17 protein-coding genes are annotated in these 14065 nt (G+C 42.4%); all 17 read right to left on the reverse strand.

Translation table 11 applies throughout. The features are described 5' to 3' along the window. Positions 1–3: 3 nt before the first annotated feature. Complete coding sequence (atpF, locus tag OCV39_RS14435) at positions 4–474, reverse strand: F0F1 ATP synthase subunit B (RefSeq protein ID WP_113798202.1); 471 nt, start codon at positions 472–474, stop codon at positions 4–6. A gap of 57 nt (positions 475–531) precedes the next feature. After that, entirely contained in the window at positions 532–789 is a 258-nt protein-coding gene (gene atpE / locus OCV39_RS14440) for a F0F1 ATP synthase subunit C (RefSeq protein WP_005372317.1), read from the reverse strand. Positions 790–843: 54 nt separating this feature from the next. Further along, the gene (gene atpB, locus OCV39_RS14445; RefSeq protein ID WP_017054323.1) at positions 844–1656 is read right to left on the reverse strand and encodes a F0F1 ATP synthase subunit A; all 813 of its coding nucleotides are present in this window, start codon (positions 1654–1656) and stop codon (positions 844–846) included. A gap of 8 nt (positions 1657–1664) precedes the next feature. Then, positions 1665–2054 carry a F0F1 ATP synthase subunit I gene (locus OCV39_RS14450; RefSeq protein ID WP_017054322.1) on the reverse strand — a complete coding sequence of 130 codons (390 nt, stop codon included), beginning with the start codon at positions 2052–2054 and terminating at the stop codon, positions 1665–1667. Positions 2055–2245: 191 nt separating this feature from the next. Continuing rightward, positions 2246–3127 (reverse strand): ParB/RepB/Spo0J family partition protein, encoded by an 882-nt coding sequence (locus OCV39_RS14455; RefSeq protein ID WP_017054321.1) that lies wholly within the window; start codon positions 3125–3127, stop codon positions 2246–2248. Between the two features lie 24 nt (positions 3128–3151). Further along, on the reverse strand, positions 3152–3925 hold the full coding sequence (locus OCV39_RS14460) for a ParA family protein (RefSeq protein WP_017054320.1): 774 nt from the start codon (positions 3923–3925) through the stop codon (positions 3152–3154). Positions 3926–3938: 13 nt separating this feature from the next. Then, positions 3939–4571 carry a 16S rRNA (guanine(527)-N(7))-methyltransferase RsmG gene (gene rsmG, locus OCV39_RS14465; protein ID WP_261888673.1) on the reverse strand — a complete coding sequence of 211 codons (633 nt, stop codon included), beginning with the start codon at positions 4569–4571 and terminating at the stop codon, positions 3939–3941. Continuing rightward, entirely contained in the window at positions 4571–6466 is a 1896-nt protein-coding gene (mnmG, locus tag OCV39_RS14470; RefSeq protein ID WP_017054318.1) for a tRNA uridine-5-carboxymethylaminomethyl(34) synthesis enzyme MnmG, read from the reverse strand. Before mnmG ends, rsmG begins: the two co-directional genes overlap by 1 nt. Positions 6467–6953: 487 nt before the next feature. After that, complete coding sequence (gene mioC, locus OCV39_RS14475; RefSeq protein WP_017054317.1) at positions 6954–7388, reverse strand: FMN-binding protein MioC; 435 nt, start codon at positions 7386–7388, stop codon at positions 6954–6956. Between the two features lie 53 nt (positions 7389–7441). Further along, complete coding sequence (gene mnmE / locus OCV39_RS14480) at positions 7442–8803, reverse strand: tRNA uridine-5-carboxymethylaminomethyl(34) synthesis GTPase MnmE (RefSeq protein ID WP_017054316.1); 1362 nt, start codon at positions 8801–8803, stop codon at positions 7442–7444. 148 nt (positions 8804–8951) lie between these two features. Beyond that, positions 8952–10571, reverse strand: coding sequence for a membrane protein insertase YidC (yidC, locus tag OCV39_RS14485; protein WP_171757125.1), 1620 nt, complete (start codon positions 10569–10571; stop codon positions 8952–8954). A 2-nt stretch (positions 10572–10573) separates the two neighbouring features. After that, positions 10574–10831, reverse strand: coding sequence for a membrane protein insertion efficiency factor YidD (gene yidD / locus OCV39_RS14490; protein ID WP_084654886.1), 258 nt, complete (start codon positions 10829–10831; stop codon positions 10574–10576). After that, positions 10798–11121 (reverse strand): ribonuclease P protein component, encoded by a 324-nt coding sequence (rnpA, locus tag OCV39_RS14495; protein ID WP_017054314.1) that lies wholly within the window; start codon positions 11119–11121, stop codon positions 10798–10800. Before rnpA ends, yidD begins: the two co-directional genes overlap by 34 nt. Positions 11122–11164: 43 nt before the next feature. Then, a complete protein-coding gene (gene rpmH, locus OCV39_RS14500; RefSeq protein WP_017054313.1) occupies positions 11165–11299 on the reverse strand; it encodes a 50S ribosomal protein L34 in 135 nt (44 codons plus the stop codon). A 205-nt stretch (positions 11300–11504) separates the two neighbouring features. Beyond that, positions 11505–12242 carry an amino acid ABC transporter ATP-binding protein gene (locus tag OCV39_RS14505; RefSeq protein ID WP_261888674.1) on the reverse strand — a complete coding sequence of 246 codons (738 nt, stop codon included), beginning with the start codon at positions 12240–12242 and terminating at the stop codon, positions 11505–11507. Further along, a complete protein-coding gene (locus tag OCV39_RS14510) occupies positions 12239–12910 on the reverse strand; it encodes an amino acid ABC transporter permease (RefSeq protein WP_017054311.1) in 672 nt (223 codons plus the stop codon). The genes OCV39_RS14505 and OCV39_RS14510 overlap by 4 nt, the downstream gene beginning before the upstream one ends. An 84-nt stretch (positions 12911–12994) precedes the next feature. Next, positions 12995–13756, reverse strand: a complete 762-nt coding sequence (locus OCV39_RS14515; protein ID WP_136995901.1) for an amino acid ABC transporter substrate-binding protein — start codon at positions 13754–13756, stop codon at positions 12995–12997. Positions 13757–14065 lie beyond the last annotated feature (309 nt).

The following is a 14065-nucleotide window of genomic DNA, read 5'->3' on the forward strand; positions in this document are numbered from 1 at the left end:
GCTTTAAAGTTTTGCAGTAATGTTGTCAAGAATATCTTTGTGCGCATCTTTATCGATTGTACGCTCAAGGATTTTCTCAGCACCAGCTACAGCCAGAGTTGCAACTTGTTTACGAAGCTCATCACGAGCGCGGTTACGTTCAGCTTCAAGTTCTGCTTCAGCTAGTGCTAGGATTTTCTGGCGTTCTGCCTGAGCTTCCTCGCGTGCTTCGTCAACAATTTGAGCTTTACGCTTATTCGCTTGATCGATTACTTCAGTTGCAGTGCGTTTCGCTTCTTTCATTTGGTCAGAAGCGTTGGCTTGTGCTAAATCTAAGTCTTTTGCAGCGCGTTCAGCAGCTACAAGACCGTCAGCAATTTTTTTCTGACGTTCTTCAATTGCTTGCATGATTGGCGGCCATACATATTTCATGCAGAACGCTACAAACATTGCAAAAGCAATTGCTTGACCTAGCAGAGTTGCGTTTATATTCACAACAGCTACCCCTCGTTAAGTATCAACTACAAAAATTTAATTAACGTAAATCGTTAATTAGCCTGCTAGTTGACCAACAAATGGGTTAGCAAACGTGAATAGTAGAGCGATTACGATACCGATCATTGGAACCGCATCAAGCAGACCAGCGATGATGAACATCTTAACTTGCAGCATAGGAGCCATTTCTGGTTGACGAGCAGCACCTTCAAGGAATTTACCACCTAGAAGTGCGAAACCAATCGCAGTACCAAGAGAAGCAAGACCGACGATGATACCCACGGCGATTGCTGAAAAGCTCAGTAAAGTTTCCATTACTATCTCCAATTTATAGTTGTTGGCTTAATGCCTAAATAAAAGCTTAAAAAATTAATGATCGTGGTCTTCGTGTGCCATTGACAGATAAACAATTGTCAACATCATGAATACGAATGCCTGAATCAGGATTACCAAAATATGGAAGATTGCCCACGGAAGTGAACCCATCCATTGTAGCCACCATGGTAGCATTGCTGCACAAAGAATAAATACAACCTCACCAGCGAACATGTTACCGAATAAACGCATACCAAGAGAAAGAGGTTTAGCTAAAAGCGATACCACTTCAATTAGAAGGTTAAACGGAATCATAGACCAGTGATTAAATGGATGTAACGCTAATTCTTTTGCGAAGCCACCCAGGCCTTTCACTTTGATGCTGTAGTAGATCATCAGAGCAAAAACACCCAGAGCCATAGCCATGGTGATATTTACATCAGCAGAAGGAACCACTTTTAAGTAAGGGATGCCTAGCCAATGTTGTGCTGGGTAAGGTAAGAAATCAATTGGAACTAAATCCATGATGTTCATTAATAATACCCAACAAAAGATAGTCAGTGCCAGCGGAGCTATAAGTGGGTTGCGTCCATGGAAAGTATCTTTGACGTTTTGGTCAACGAACTCTATTACCATTTCAACGGCACACTGTAGCTTACCTGGTACACCTACTGTTGCTTTCTTAGCGACAGAATGGAAAATCCAAAGGAAAATCAGTCCTGTAAACACAGAAAAAAACAGGCTATCGATATGTACGTTCCAGAAGCTTGCTTCATCCGCTACCAAACCCAATTTCGCAAGCGATAGGTTTGATAAGTGGTGGGCAATATATCCGGATTGTGTTAGCGCTTCACCTGGCGCAGCCATAACTCATCCTATTTTTTGTTGTTAATGAATAGCACTGGCGCAAAGATGTTAATCCCTAATGCCAGCAAATAGGTTAGTTTGAGGGGAACAAGTTCCACCTGCATATACACGTAAGCAACAGAAAATAGTACAACCGTGATTAGGATTTTTAAGGCTTGTCCTGTATAGAAAGAGGCCGCGATGCGCTTGGCAGCACGAGCCCCACTAAACATGAAAGCACACAACGCGAAAACCGCGTTAGCAATGACAAAAATACCACCACCAACAAGCGCTGAAAGGCCCCAATCAGCATTTACGGCTATAGCCATCCCTGCTGCCACTAACATAACCGCGCCAAACTCGATCATTAACAATTGCTTTGCAAGCTCTCGTCCTGGTCTCGCTAACGCAGCTACCATGTATTCGTACCTCTAATAATATCCACTATGCACCTCATACTGCTCAGTGCAGGGAATTTTCCGAAAATTATACGGTGAGTCAAACTGATTGCAATAAAAACGCAGCAAAAAGTTACACTTTTGTTTACAAACCGACAACTTTCGAATGAAATTTCATTTTTTACATAATTGACCTAAATCAATTATCTCATTTAGCTATGTAGCTTGGCAATAAGTTGCTCTAATTTGTGAGGTTCATCAATACTAATCGTTATTTTTGACTTACCGTTGACAGAGCGAACTACCGACACTTTTGAGCCAAGAATATCACTTAAGCTCTGTGACATTTGCTTAGCATCTTCATCTTCAGGTTGGTTTTTACCTTCAACCTTTGGAGATAAACATTTTTTAACCAATTGCTCTGTCTGGCGAACGGTTAATTGTTTCGCTGCTACATTCTGCGCAACCTCAACTTGCTGTTCACCTTCTAAAGCAAGAAGCGCTCTAGCATGCCCCATTTCTAGCTGTTTAGTTAAAACTAAACCTTTTACGTCATCATGGAGCTGATTTAGACGTAATAAGTTACTGACTGTCGTTCTAGACTTGCCAATAACTTCAGCAACTTGTTGATGTGTTAAAGAAAACTCATTCTGTAACCGCTCTAAAGCTTGAGCTTCTTCCATAACGTTAAGATCTTCACGCTGTATATTTTCAATCAACGCCATTGCAATCGCAGCTCGATCTTTTACATTTTTCACCAAACATGGGACTTGTTTTAGCCCTGCTTGCTTAGCTGCTCTCCAACGTCTTTCACCCGCGATAATTTCAAACTGACCTTGCTCAATCTGACGGACAATGATCGGTTGAATAATGCCTTGTGACTGAATAGAAGCCGCAAGCTCTTGCAACGCTTCTGGTTCCATATCTTTACGAGGTTGATACACACCAGCTCTTAAGCTATTAGTCGATAAATCTTTTAACTCACCTTCAGAAGAGAGCGATTGACTATGTGAGGCCACTTGCTGTTTCTCACGAGCTAATGAACTGGTTGCAAGTAAAGCATCCAATCCTTTTCCTAAACCACGCTTAGACATTGAGTGAATTCCTTGGATTAAAGTTTATACTGGGACTTCTTCACGACGAAGCATTTCACCAGCCAAAGCTAAGTATGCTTTAGCCCCGGCAGAATACTTGTCGTAATACATAGCTGGTTTTCCATGACTTGGAGCTTCAGCTAAGCGAACGTTACGTGGAATCACTGTGCGATACACCTTGCTACCAAAGTGCTTCTTAAGCTGGTCGGAGACTTCGTTGGAGAGTCGGTTTCTCGGATCGTACATAGTACGCAATAAACCTTCTATCTTTAGATTTTCATTCACGACTGCAGCCAGTTTGCTGATGGTATCCATTAACGCAGTTAAACCTTCTAACGCAAAATACTCACATTGCATTGGCACTAATACAGAATCCGCTGCTGCCATTGCGTTGATTGTAAGAAGATTTAAAGAGGGAGGACAATCAATAAAGATGAAATCATAGTTATCACGAACCATAGATAGCGCATTTTTTAACCGAACTTCACGCGCAAAGACTTCCATTAGTTTAATTTCAGCCGCGGTTACATCTCCGTTTGCAGCAATGAGGTCATAGTTGCCATTCGTGCTGCGCTGTACCACTTCACTAAATGCAGTATCTTCGACCAATAAATCATAAGCAGTGGCATCAACTTGATATTTATCGATCCCACTCGCCATTGTGGCATTGCCTTGAGGATCAAGATCTATCACTAATATCTTACGCTTAGTGGCTGCCATTGAAGCGGCTAGGTTGACACAGGTTGTGGTTTTCCCCACTCCGCCTTTCTGATTAGCTATTGCTACGATTTTTCCCACGATTGCCTCGCTGTTATCCCTTACGCGATAAGATTACCAGATGACGCTCACCTTCAAGCTCTGGAACCTGTAAAGCTTTGACATCTGTCACGGTACACCATTCTGGAATATGCTCAATTTCGTTTTCAGATAATTGACCTTTTAGCGCCATAAATACACCAGTATTATCTTTTGGTAAGTGATGACACCATTCCACCATATCCGTCATTGAAGCAAATGCACGGCTGAGTACACCATCAAATTTATCTTCAGGTTGATACTCTTCTACGCGACTTTGAATAGGCGTCACATTTTTGATGCCTAATTCGTGGGTAGCCTGTTTAATAAAACGAATTCGCTTACCTAAACTGTCTAATAAGACAAAGTCACAATCTGGATTCATGATTGCAAGTGGTACGCCAGGTAAGCCAGGCCCAGTACCAACGTCAATAAAACGCTTTCCATGTAAGTATGTACTTACAATAATACTGTCTAAAATATGTTTAATCAGCATTTCCATAGGATCGCGAACCGAGGTGAGGTTGTAAGCTTTATTCCACTTATTCAACATCTCCACATAACCGACGAGTTGTTCACGCTGATTCTCATTCACTTCTAAATCAGTTTGAGCTAATAATTGGTCTAGTTTTATACGTAATACGCTCATTAAGCTTGCTCGCCTTTTTTCAGTAAACCTTGTTTTTTCAGATGCACCAATAAAATAGAAATGGCCGCTGGAGTGATACCAGAGATACGCGATGCAATACCTAATGTTTCCGGCTTGGCCGTGGTCAATTTCACTACGACCTCATTTGATAGCCCTTTCACTTCACTGTAATCAAGATCGATTGGCAGTTTAGTGTTCTCGTGGCGTAATGATTTGTCGATTTCATCTTGCTGACGCTGAATATAACCTTCGTATTTCACCATTATCTCAACTTGCTCTGCGGCTTGTTGATCTTCAAGGGCTGGAGCAAACATATCCAAACCAGTCAGCAGTGGGTAGGTGATCTCTGGACGACGTAAAAGATCTTCACCACTCGCTTCGCGTGACATTGGTGTCTTCAATAATGCGTTAAGATCCGCGATACCTTCAGATTTTGGGTTCATCCATAGATCTTTTAATCGTTGGCGCTCTTGCTCAATATTTTCAACTTTTTGGTTGAATCGAGCCCAGCGAGCATCATCAATAAGACCAAGCTCATGCGCTTTTTCTGTCAAACGTAAATCAGCATTGTCTTCACGAAGCAATAAGCGGTATTCCGCACGTGAAGTAAACATACGGTAAGGTTCTTTCGTGCCCATTGTCGATAAATCATCGATCAACACGCCCATATAGGCTTGATCACGTCTTGGGCTCCATGACTCTTTACCTTGTGTATACAAGCTTGCGTTTAGTCCGGCCATTAAGCCTTGAGCTGCCGCTTCTTCATAGCCTGTTGTGCCGTTGATTTGGCCAGCAAAGAATAATCCACCAATAAATTTCGTTTCGTAGCTCTGTTTTAAATCTCTAGGATCAAAGAAATCATATTCAATCGCGTAACCTGGACGAACAATATGTGCATTTTCAAAACCTTTCATTGAACGAACAATTTGAACTTGTACATCAAAAGGTAAGCTTGTTGAAATACCGTTAGGGTACAACTCATGAGTCGTGAGTCCTTCAGGCTCAATGAAGATTTGGTGGCTATTTTTGTCAGCAAAACGCATCACTTTATCTTCAATTGATGGGCAATATCTAGGTCCAATACCTTCGATAACACCAGCATACATTGGGCTGCGATCTAAATTAGCACGTATTACATCATGCGTTTTTTCATTGGTATGCGTGATAAAGCATGGAATTTGGCGAGGTTGTTGGCTGCGTGATCCCATGAAAGAAAATACAGGCGTTGGGTTATCACCATGCTGAGCTTCAAGTACGGAAAAATCAACGCTACGGGCATCAATGCGTGGTGGTGTACCTGTTTTGAGACGATCGACTCGGAATGGTAACTCACGTAAACGATCTGCTAGTGCGATTGACGGAGGATCTCCTGCTCGCCCTCCCGCAGAGCTTTCCATTCCGATATGAATTTTTCCGCCAAGGAAAGTACCAACCGTTAACACTACGGCTTTGGCATGGAATTTTAGTCCCATTTGAGTAACGACACCTACGACATGATCATTTTCAACAATGAGATCATCGACTGATTGTTGAAACAGAGTTAGGTTTGGTGTGTTTTCAAGAGCATGGCGTACATAACTTTTGTACAGAGCTCGATCAGCTTGAGCACGAGTTGCTCTTACTGCAGGACCTTTTGATGCATTCAAAGTTCTAAATTGAATACCTGCGTGATCGATAGCTTGTGCCATCAATCCACCCATAGCATCGACTTCTTTGACAAGATGACCTTTACCGATACCACCAATTGCCGGATTACAAGACATTTGTCCTAACGTGTCGATGTTATGAGTAAGCAAGAGTGTACTTTGTCCAGTACGGGCTGATGCGAGTGCGGCTTCCGTTCCTGCATGACCGCCACCAACAACAATGACGTCAAATTTTTCGTGATAAAGCATGGACCGACCTCAGGTATAAAAACGATTTAATGGACAGAGAAAATGGAGCGTTATTCTACCTTTTTTCCATGGACTAGAGAATCGCTTTTAGCTTTTTTTGATCAAAGCTCCTTTCCTTAATATATATAAGATCTTTATAGAGATCTTTTATTAGATCTATTATTAGGATCGAGTGTTCCTGTGGATAAGTGGAAAATGATCAACAAGATCATTGATCTTTTGTGGATCAAAAGGTGTGATCTAGTTTGGATCAACCGGAGGATTAGCTGGGATCAAAATGGCTACTTATACACAGGGGGATCCAAGCATATAAGTTATCATTGGGATAACTATAGGTTTAACACTGGAAATGAGCTATGTTATCCACAAGTGATTTGTTTGTTTTTTGAGCAAACAGTTTTGTGAAATTAGAGAAAGTTATTCACAAATTTAAAATTAGGCATAAAAAAAGGCGGTAGACACCGCCTTTATAGAGATAATTCTAGCTCTAAAACTGGTCAAAATGCTGGTTTAGCCACTCTTCTGCAGCGTCTTCTGGTACTGATTGGGATAAAATATCAATGGTAAAACAGTCACTGATCGAGGTTGTTCCTATCTCTTTTAAGAGTGAAAAAGCATGCAAACCTGCAGCACAAAAAGTGTCATAACTGGAGTCACCAATCGCAATGACAGCGAACTTAACGCCATCCATTTTCGGTGGATTTTTTTCTAATTCAGAGATAAACGGCTGGATATTATCTGGGTACGCGCCTGCACCGTGAGTCGATGTGATGACTAACCAAGTGCCACTATTAGGAATAGAGCTTATTTGAGGTTGATTGTGGATGACTGTCTCTAGCCCTTTCTCTTGCAGAAGGTCACTTAAGTGATCTCCTACGTATTCGGCACCACCGAGAGTACTGCCAGTAATGATATGAATCATTATTTATTCCTTGTAATAAAAAACGCGATGTCTATTAAATCGCGTTTAATGGTTTATTTTCCGATACAGAATGAAGAGAAGATTTTTCCGAGTAAATCATCGGAACTGAACTCACCTGTGATCTCATTTAGGTACTGTTGAGTGATGCGAAGCTCTTCTGCCAGAATTTCACCTGCCATATACCCTTCTAGCTGCTGCTGGCCTATGTTTAAGTGCTCTGCTGCTCTCTCTAGCGCATCAAGATGGCGTCTACGAGCCATGAAGCCACCTTCGTTGCCACCAGCAAAGCCCATGCACTCTTTTAGGTGATTACGTAAAGCATCCACACCTTCTCCCGTTTTCGCTGACAGTCGAATAAGCGTCGGATCGTTTACGTGGCAAATACCAAGATCTTCGGTAGTTTGATCCGCTTTATTGCGGATCACTGTCATTCCAATATTGTTTGGTAGACGATCGACAAAATCAGGCCAAATTTCTTTAGGATCCGTCGCTTGCGTGGTTGTACTGTCAACCATAAATAGAACACGATCGGCTTGTTCTATCTCTTTCCATGCGCGTTCAATACCAATTTTTTCGACTTCATCAGAAGCTTCTCGCAATCCAGCGGTATCAATAATGTGCAGCGGCATGCCATCGATATGAATGTGCTCACGTAATACATCTCGTGTTGTACCTGCAATATCTGTCACAATGGCGCTCTCTTTACCAGAAAGAGCATTCAGCAAACTTGATTTTCCCGCATTTGGGCGGCCAGCAATGACGACTTTCATGCCTTCACGCATGATTGCACCTTGATTGGCCTCTTTGCGTACCGCTTCCAAATTATCGATGATGGCTTGTAAGTCACCGCTTACTTTTCCATCCGCTAGGAAGTCGATCTCTTCTTCTGGAAAATCAATAGCAGCTTCTACGTAGATTCGTAGGTAGATGAGCGATTCAACAAGGGTATTGATGCGCTTTGAAAATTCACCTTGAAGCGATTGTAGTGCTGATTTTGCGGCTTCTTCTGAACTGGCGTCAATTAAGTCAGCAATGGCTTCTGCTTGAGTTAAGTCCATCTTGTCATTTAAGAAGGCGCGTTCAGAGAATTCTCCAGGCTTCGCTGCTCGTAATCCGGGGATCTCAAGAATGCGTTTGATTAGCATATCCATGACAACAGGACCGCCGTGGCCTTGCAGCTCTAAAACATCCTCTCCAGTAAAGGAGTGCGGGTTTGGAAAATAGAGTGCAATACCTTGATCGAGTTCGGTTCCATCTTGCCCTTTAAACGGAAGATATTCAGCATAACGTGGCTTTAGCTCACGTCCGGTAACCTCTATCGCAACTTGGGTCGCTTTAGGACCTGATACTCGAATAATACCGACTCCGCCTCGCCCTAGGGCGGTAGCTTGAGCGACAATGGTGTCTGTAGTCATAATGTGCCTACTTAAATTTAATACGGTTCAATGTGAATCATTAATGAGTAATATCATTAAAATGTAATGAGTTGAATTGTAATCAGCGAAATACAAAAAGGCGACCTTTTGGTCGCCTTTCTCTATTTTTTTAGGTTACTACTAAATGTTATTTAGTATGCAGACCTTTCTTTTCCAGCGCTCGGTAGATTAGCGTTTGCTGAATCAGAGTTACGATGTTCGATACTAGCCAGTATAGAACCAGACCTGAAGGGAAGAACAGGAAGAAGAATGTAAACATAACCGGCATAAAGGTCATGATCTTCTGCTGCATTGGATCCGTCACTGTTGTCGGGCTCATCTTCTGAATTAGGAACATTGAAGCACCCATTAGAAGTGGCAAGATATAGTATGGGTCTTGTGCTGAAAGGTCAGTAATCCAACCGAAGAACGGTGAATGACGTAGCTCAACAGACTCCATTAGTGCCCAGTATAGTGAAATGAAGATTGGCATTTGAAGAACGATTGGTAAACAGCCACCGAGTGGGTTTACTTTCTCTTTCTTGTACAGCTCCATCATTTCTTGGCTCATGCGTTGACGGTCATCGCCAATACGTTCACGCATTGCGGTCAGCTTAGGCTGAAGCATACGCATTTTCGCCATAGACGTGTACTGAGCTTTCGTTAGTGGGTACATAGCACCACGAACGATGAATGTTAGACAGATAATTGCCAGACCCCAGTTCACAACGATACCTTGAATGAACGAAAGCAGAGTATGAAGTGGTTTCGCAATAAACCATAACCAACCGTAGTCCACTACTAGATCTAGGTTTGGTGCGACGGCAGCCATTTGCTCTTGAAGTTTAGGACCAACCCAAAGCGTTGCTTGGAAATTGGCACTGTCGCCTGTCGCAATTGTTTTGTTTGGCATACGAACGCCAATGTCGGCAAGGCTACCAATAACACGAGTGTAAAGGTTGCTGCCTGCTTCGTCGCGTGGGATCCATGCGCTTGCAAAGTAGTGCTGAATCATTGCAGCCCAACCTTGGCCATTGGCTAGGTTAAGAGACAGGTTGCGATCTTGCATATCATCGAAGCTGTATTTTTTGTAACGCGTATCTTCCGTAGAGTAAGCACCACCACGGTAAGTTGGCATCGTTAGGCTGCCACCATCGTCCATTACGTTTTGACGTAGGTGAGCGTACATGCCGAATGTTGCATTATTGCCAGAGTTGTTGATTACATCGTATTCAACATCAATTGCGTAGCTGCCGCGCTTAAGGATGAATGTTTTTGTGTAATCTAAGCCGTTAGCTTGGTAAGTCATTGGGATGCGTAGTTCATCTTGACCGTCAGCCAGCGTAAAGCTGTCTGCTGAAACCGTGTAGCTTGGGCGGTTAGTGCTGCTTAAATCGATACCTTGAGGGCCCACTAAACCGCTTTGAGCGATAAATTGGTGACCAGGTTCGTTTTTAAGAAGAGCAAAAGAATCTTCAGAATCGAATTCTGCAGAGTAATCATTTAGGTTTGCTGTAACTACATCACCACCAACTGTATCGATTGACAGAGTCAAAACATCAGTAATTACTTGGATAGTTTTTGCTGATGCTTGTTGAGCTGGAGCAGGATCAAGCTCGTTAGCCAAAGATGGAGCAGGTAGTGTGCTGCTTGGTTGTGCCTGTTCAACCGCTTGTGGTGCTGGATTCTTTGCAATGTTCCATTGTTGGAACAATAAGAAAGAAACTAGAGCCAGTGCGATTAGCAGGATATTACGTTGAGAAGCCATCGTTATTTATCTCTGTCTTGTTTTTGGACTGGTGGAATGGGGTCAAATCCCCCTTCATTCAAAGGGTGACATTTTAATAGACGTTTGCCTGATAACCAACACCCTTTTACAAAACCGTGAGCTTTCAATGCTTCTAACGCATACAAAGAGCAGGTTGGAGTAAACCGACAGCGAGGTCCGATAAGGGGACTAATGAACCATCTGTAAAGATGGACCAGCCCAATAGCTAACCTCGTGAAGGGCGAGACAGGCGAAGCCATAATTTTTCAAAGAGCTTGAACATTTCATCATTGCTTAAATCTTGAGCACTCTTTTTTGCAATTACAACAAAATCTTTGTTAGGAAGTTTATGTTGTTGATTACGGAAACTTTCACGAGCAATACGTTTAAAGCGATTACGACCGACTGCGGTTTTAATCTGTTTTTTCGGAACTGCTAATCCAAGACGAGGATGAGAAAGAGAGTTATTGCGAGCAATAATGGTGAAATGGGGGGAGCCTGCTCTATGAGCTTGCTGGAAGACATTTTGATAATGCTCGGGAGTTAACAAGCGTAACTCCCGATTGAACGCGAACGTATTCAAAATAATTTAATTATTTTGAAAGGCGCTTACGGCCTTTTGCACGACGTGCATTGATTGTTGCGCGGCCGTTCTTAGTCGCCATGCGAGCACGGAAACCGTGTGAACGCTTGCGCTTTAGAACTGTAGGTTGAAAAGTGCGTTTCATTGTAATTACCTTACTGATCAGTAGTTTTTAGGTTTTGTTAAACCCGGCGTGGGCATATTTTCTTGTCTTTATTAAGAACAGGAAATCCGACGCCTCTCAACAAAGAGGCGGAATTGTAATCACTGGCTCTCAAAGAGTCAATAATTGGTTCAACGATAATTCCGGTCGACGGATTATACGTTTTGTGAGCAAGAGCGCAAGGATCCTATTCGATCCCGACCAAATTTAAGAATTTTTGTAGTCTTGGGTCTTGCGGATCATTGAATATTTGATCCGGTGTTCCCTGTTCTACTATCTTGCCTTCAGCCATGAAGATCACTCTATCTGCGACCTCTTTTGCGAACTGCATTTCATGTGTTACAACCAACATGGTTTGATGTTGAGTTGCTAATTGTTTCATTAATGCGAGAACTTCCCCAACTAATTCAGGATCTAATGCTGATGTTGGCTCATCAAATAGAAGAAGCTCTGGTTGTAATGCCATCGCGCGGCCGATGCCAACTCGTTGCTGTTGGCCTCCTGAGAGTGCGGCTGGATAACTGTCGCCTTTGTCGCTTAAGCCGATATCATCCAAGATCTGTTGTCCTTTGGCATACGCTTGATCTTTTTTCCAATTACGAACAGTGATCAAGCCTTCTGCTATGTTTTGGCGTGCGGTCAAATGAGAAAATAGTGCATAATTTTGGAAAACAAAGCCTGTTTTTCTTCGTAACGCAAGAATTTCTGCTTTGGTAAATTTCTCTGTATCCACATCGATATCATCAATGCTAATCGTGCCTTTATTGGCTTGCTCAAGAAAGTTAATACAGCGTAATAAGGTTGATTTTCCTGTACCACTAGAGCCGATAACAACGATTATCTCACCCTGTTTTATTTCTAAATCAATACCTTTTAGGATCTCATTATCGCCGAAGCTTTTATGGATATTGGTTAGTTTTATCATCGTTGGTATGCCTTATTCATTTTTGCTTCAGCCCAAATCTGCACTCGAGTTAAGATGATGACCACTCCCCAGTAAATGAGTGCGACGGCTAAGAAAGCTTCGAAAAAACGGAAACTGGATGCAGCTTCCATCTGAGCTCTTGCCATTATCTCGGCAACACCTAATGTAAAAGCAAGTGATGTCGATTTGATCATATCAATGAAGTAGTTCATTAATGATGGTAGGGCAATACGTGTCGCCTGTGGAAGAATGATTCTTCGCATGGCTTGGCTTGTCGTCATGCCAACCGATAAGCTGGCTTCCATCTGGCTGCGATCTATTCCCATGATGGCAGCACGAATACTTTCAGCCATATAAGCAGCAAAGTGGAGAGTAAGCCCAATCACCGCAGCACTGAAGGCATCTAGCCCGACGAGAATAGGAAAGACTTGTGGCAGACCATAATAGAGTAAGAAAAGCTGAACGAGTAATGGCGTACCACGGAAAAAGCTAATATATAGCTGGCTGAGTTGATCGAATACAGGGATCTTGAATACGCGAATGTTGGCAAGAATGACGGCCAGTATCAGTGAGAATAGTAATCCCCAGATAGCCATTTCCATGGTTGTGCCAAGGTACTTAAACAGTATCGGCAACAGTTCCAGCATGTAATTAAAATCAAATCCCATTATTTATCTCTTTTGTACAACGTAAAGAAAGCAAAAACCCACTACATCATTGATAAAGTAGTGGGCTGATTGACGACAATCAAATTACTTTTGGGTGATGTCGGCACCAAACCACTTTTCAGAAATTGAACCTAGCGTTCCATCAGCACGCATCGCCGCTAATGCTTTGTTCACATCTTGTTGTAGCTTTTTACCATTATCATTATTTAAAAATGGCCAAGCATTTTCGATGGTTTCAAACGGTTGACCAGCGAGTTTCAGTGGAAGGCCTGTTTTTTTAATCAACTCTAGTGCTGATAGGCGATCCATGACAAAAGCATCGGCACGGCCAAGTGCGACATCATGTTCAATACCGGTGTCGTAGGTTTTGATCGTAATTGCGTTGTTTTTATCGTAATCACGCAGCAGTTGCTCGAAGTTTGAGCCTAGGTTGACTGCAACGGTTTTACCGCTTAAGTCTTCAATACTTTTAATCGCGTCGTTGTTTTTGCGAACGGTTATTTGCGCACCATCTACCACATAAGGGTCAGCAAATAGGTATTTAGCTTGACGAGCTTCAGTGATCGTAATCTGATTTGAGATGGTATCAATTCGACCTGTTTCTAGTAGGCCAAACAAGCCAGAGAAGTTAGCGGTAACATACTCAACTTTGTAGTCGTTACGACGGCCAATTTCATCCCACAAGTCCACTTCAAAGCCTTGTAGCTTATCTTGTTTAACGAATGTGAAAGGGAAATAGCGGCCAGACATGCCGACTTTCACTTCAGTTGTAGCAGCGTAAACGGCTTGTGTCATGGTTGCTGATAGAGCAATCGCAGTAAGCGTACCTTTAATCCAGTTTTTCATTTTATAACTCCTTATTTTTATAGGACAGGATGTTACTGGGAAAAGACTCAATAGAATAAATAACTAGTAGTTATTAACCATAACTGAAAGGTGGGTTTCGTTCTGGGGATAAGTGTGGTTGATCCTTCAATTGTGGATCAATGTGTGGGTAAATTTGGGGTGATTTGTGTGGATCAACTGTATTAGCCATCAAATATTGTGAATAACTTCGATCTTATTCATTGGATCCTCGATCAAGTGCTGGTGATCTGGGTTATCAACAGGTAAAATTGCCAATCTTTTCCGATAATCTAAATAGGGTGGGGCATC

This window comes from Vibrio cortegadensis, assembly GCF_024347395.1.
GTDB lineage: Bacteria > Pseudomonadota > Gammaproteobacteria > Enterobacterales > Vibrionaceae > Vibrio > Vibrio cortegadensis.

What these genes read in the sequence shown, in the direction of transcription:
- OCV39_RS14505 (WP_261888674.1), bottom strand. Translation starts at nt 12,242, where the DNA reads ATGATAAAACTAACCAATATCCATAAAAGCTTCGGCGATAATGAGATC.
- mnmE (WP_017054316.1), bottom strand. Translation starts at nt 8,803, where the DNA reads ATGACTACAGACACCATTGTCGCTCAAGCTACCGCCCTAGGGCGAGGC.
- yidD (WP_084654886.1), bottom strand. Translation starts at nt 10,831, where the DNA reads ATGGCTTCGCCTGTCTCGCCCTTCACGAGGTTAGCTATTGGGCTGGTC.
- atpB (WP_017054323.1), bottom strand. Translation starts at nt 1,656, where the DNA reads ATGGCTGCGCCAGGTGAAGCGCTAACACAATCCGGATATATTGCCCAC.
- mioC (WP_017054317.1), bottom strand. Translation starts at nt 7,388, where the DNA reads ATGATTCATATCATTACTGGCAGTACTCTCGGTGGTGCCGAATACGTA.
- yidC (WP_171757125.1), bottom strand. Translation starts at nt 10,571, where the DNA reads ATGGCTTCTCAACGTAATATCCTGCTAATCGCACTGGCTCTAGTTTCT.
- OCV39_RS14455 (WP_017054321.1), bottom strand. Translation starts at nt 3,127, where the DNA reads ATGTCTAAGCGTGGTTTAGGAAAAGGATTGGATGCTTTACTTGCAACC.
- atpE (WP_005372317.1), bottom strand. Translation starts at nt 789, where the DNA reads ATGGAAACTTTACTGAGCTTTTCAGCAATCGCCGTGGGTATCATCGTC.
- OCV39_RS14450 (WP_017054322.1), bottom strand. Translation starts at nt 2,054, where the DNA reads ATGGTAGCTGCGTTAGCGAGACCAGGACGAGAGCTTGCAAAGCAATTG.
- rpmH (WP_017054313.1), bottom strand. Translation starts at nt 11,299, where the DNA reads ATGAAACGCACTTTTCAACCTACAGTTCTAAAGCGCAAGCGTTCACAC.
- OCV39_RS14515 (WP_136995901.1), bottom strand. Translation starts at nt 13,756, where the DNA reads ATGAAAAACTGGATTAAAGGTACGCTTACTGCGATTGCTCTATCAGCA.
- OCV39_RS14510 (WP_017054311.1), bottom strand. Translation starts at nt 12,910, where the DNA reads ATGGGATTTGATTTTAATTACATGCTGGAACTGTTGCCGATACTGTTT.
- rsmG (WP_261888673.1), bottom strand. Translation starts at nt 4,571, where the DNA reads ATGAGCGTATTACGTATAAAACTAGACCAATTATTAGCTCAAACTGAT.
- mnmG (WP_017054318.1), bottom strand. Translation starts at nt 6,466, where the DNA reads ATGCTTTATCACGAAAAATTTGACGTCATTGTTGTTGGTGGCGGTCAT.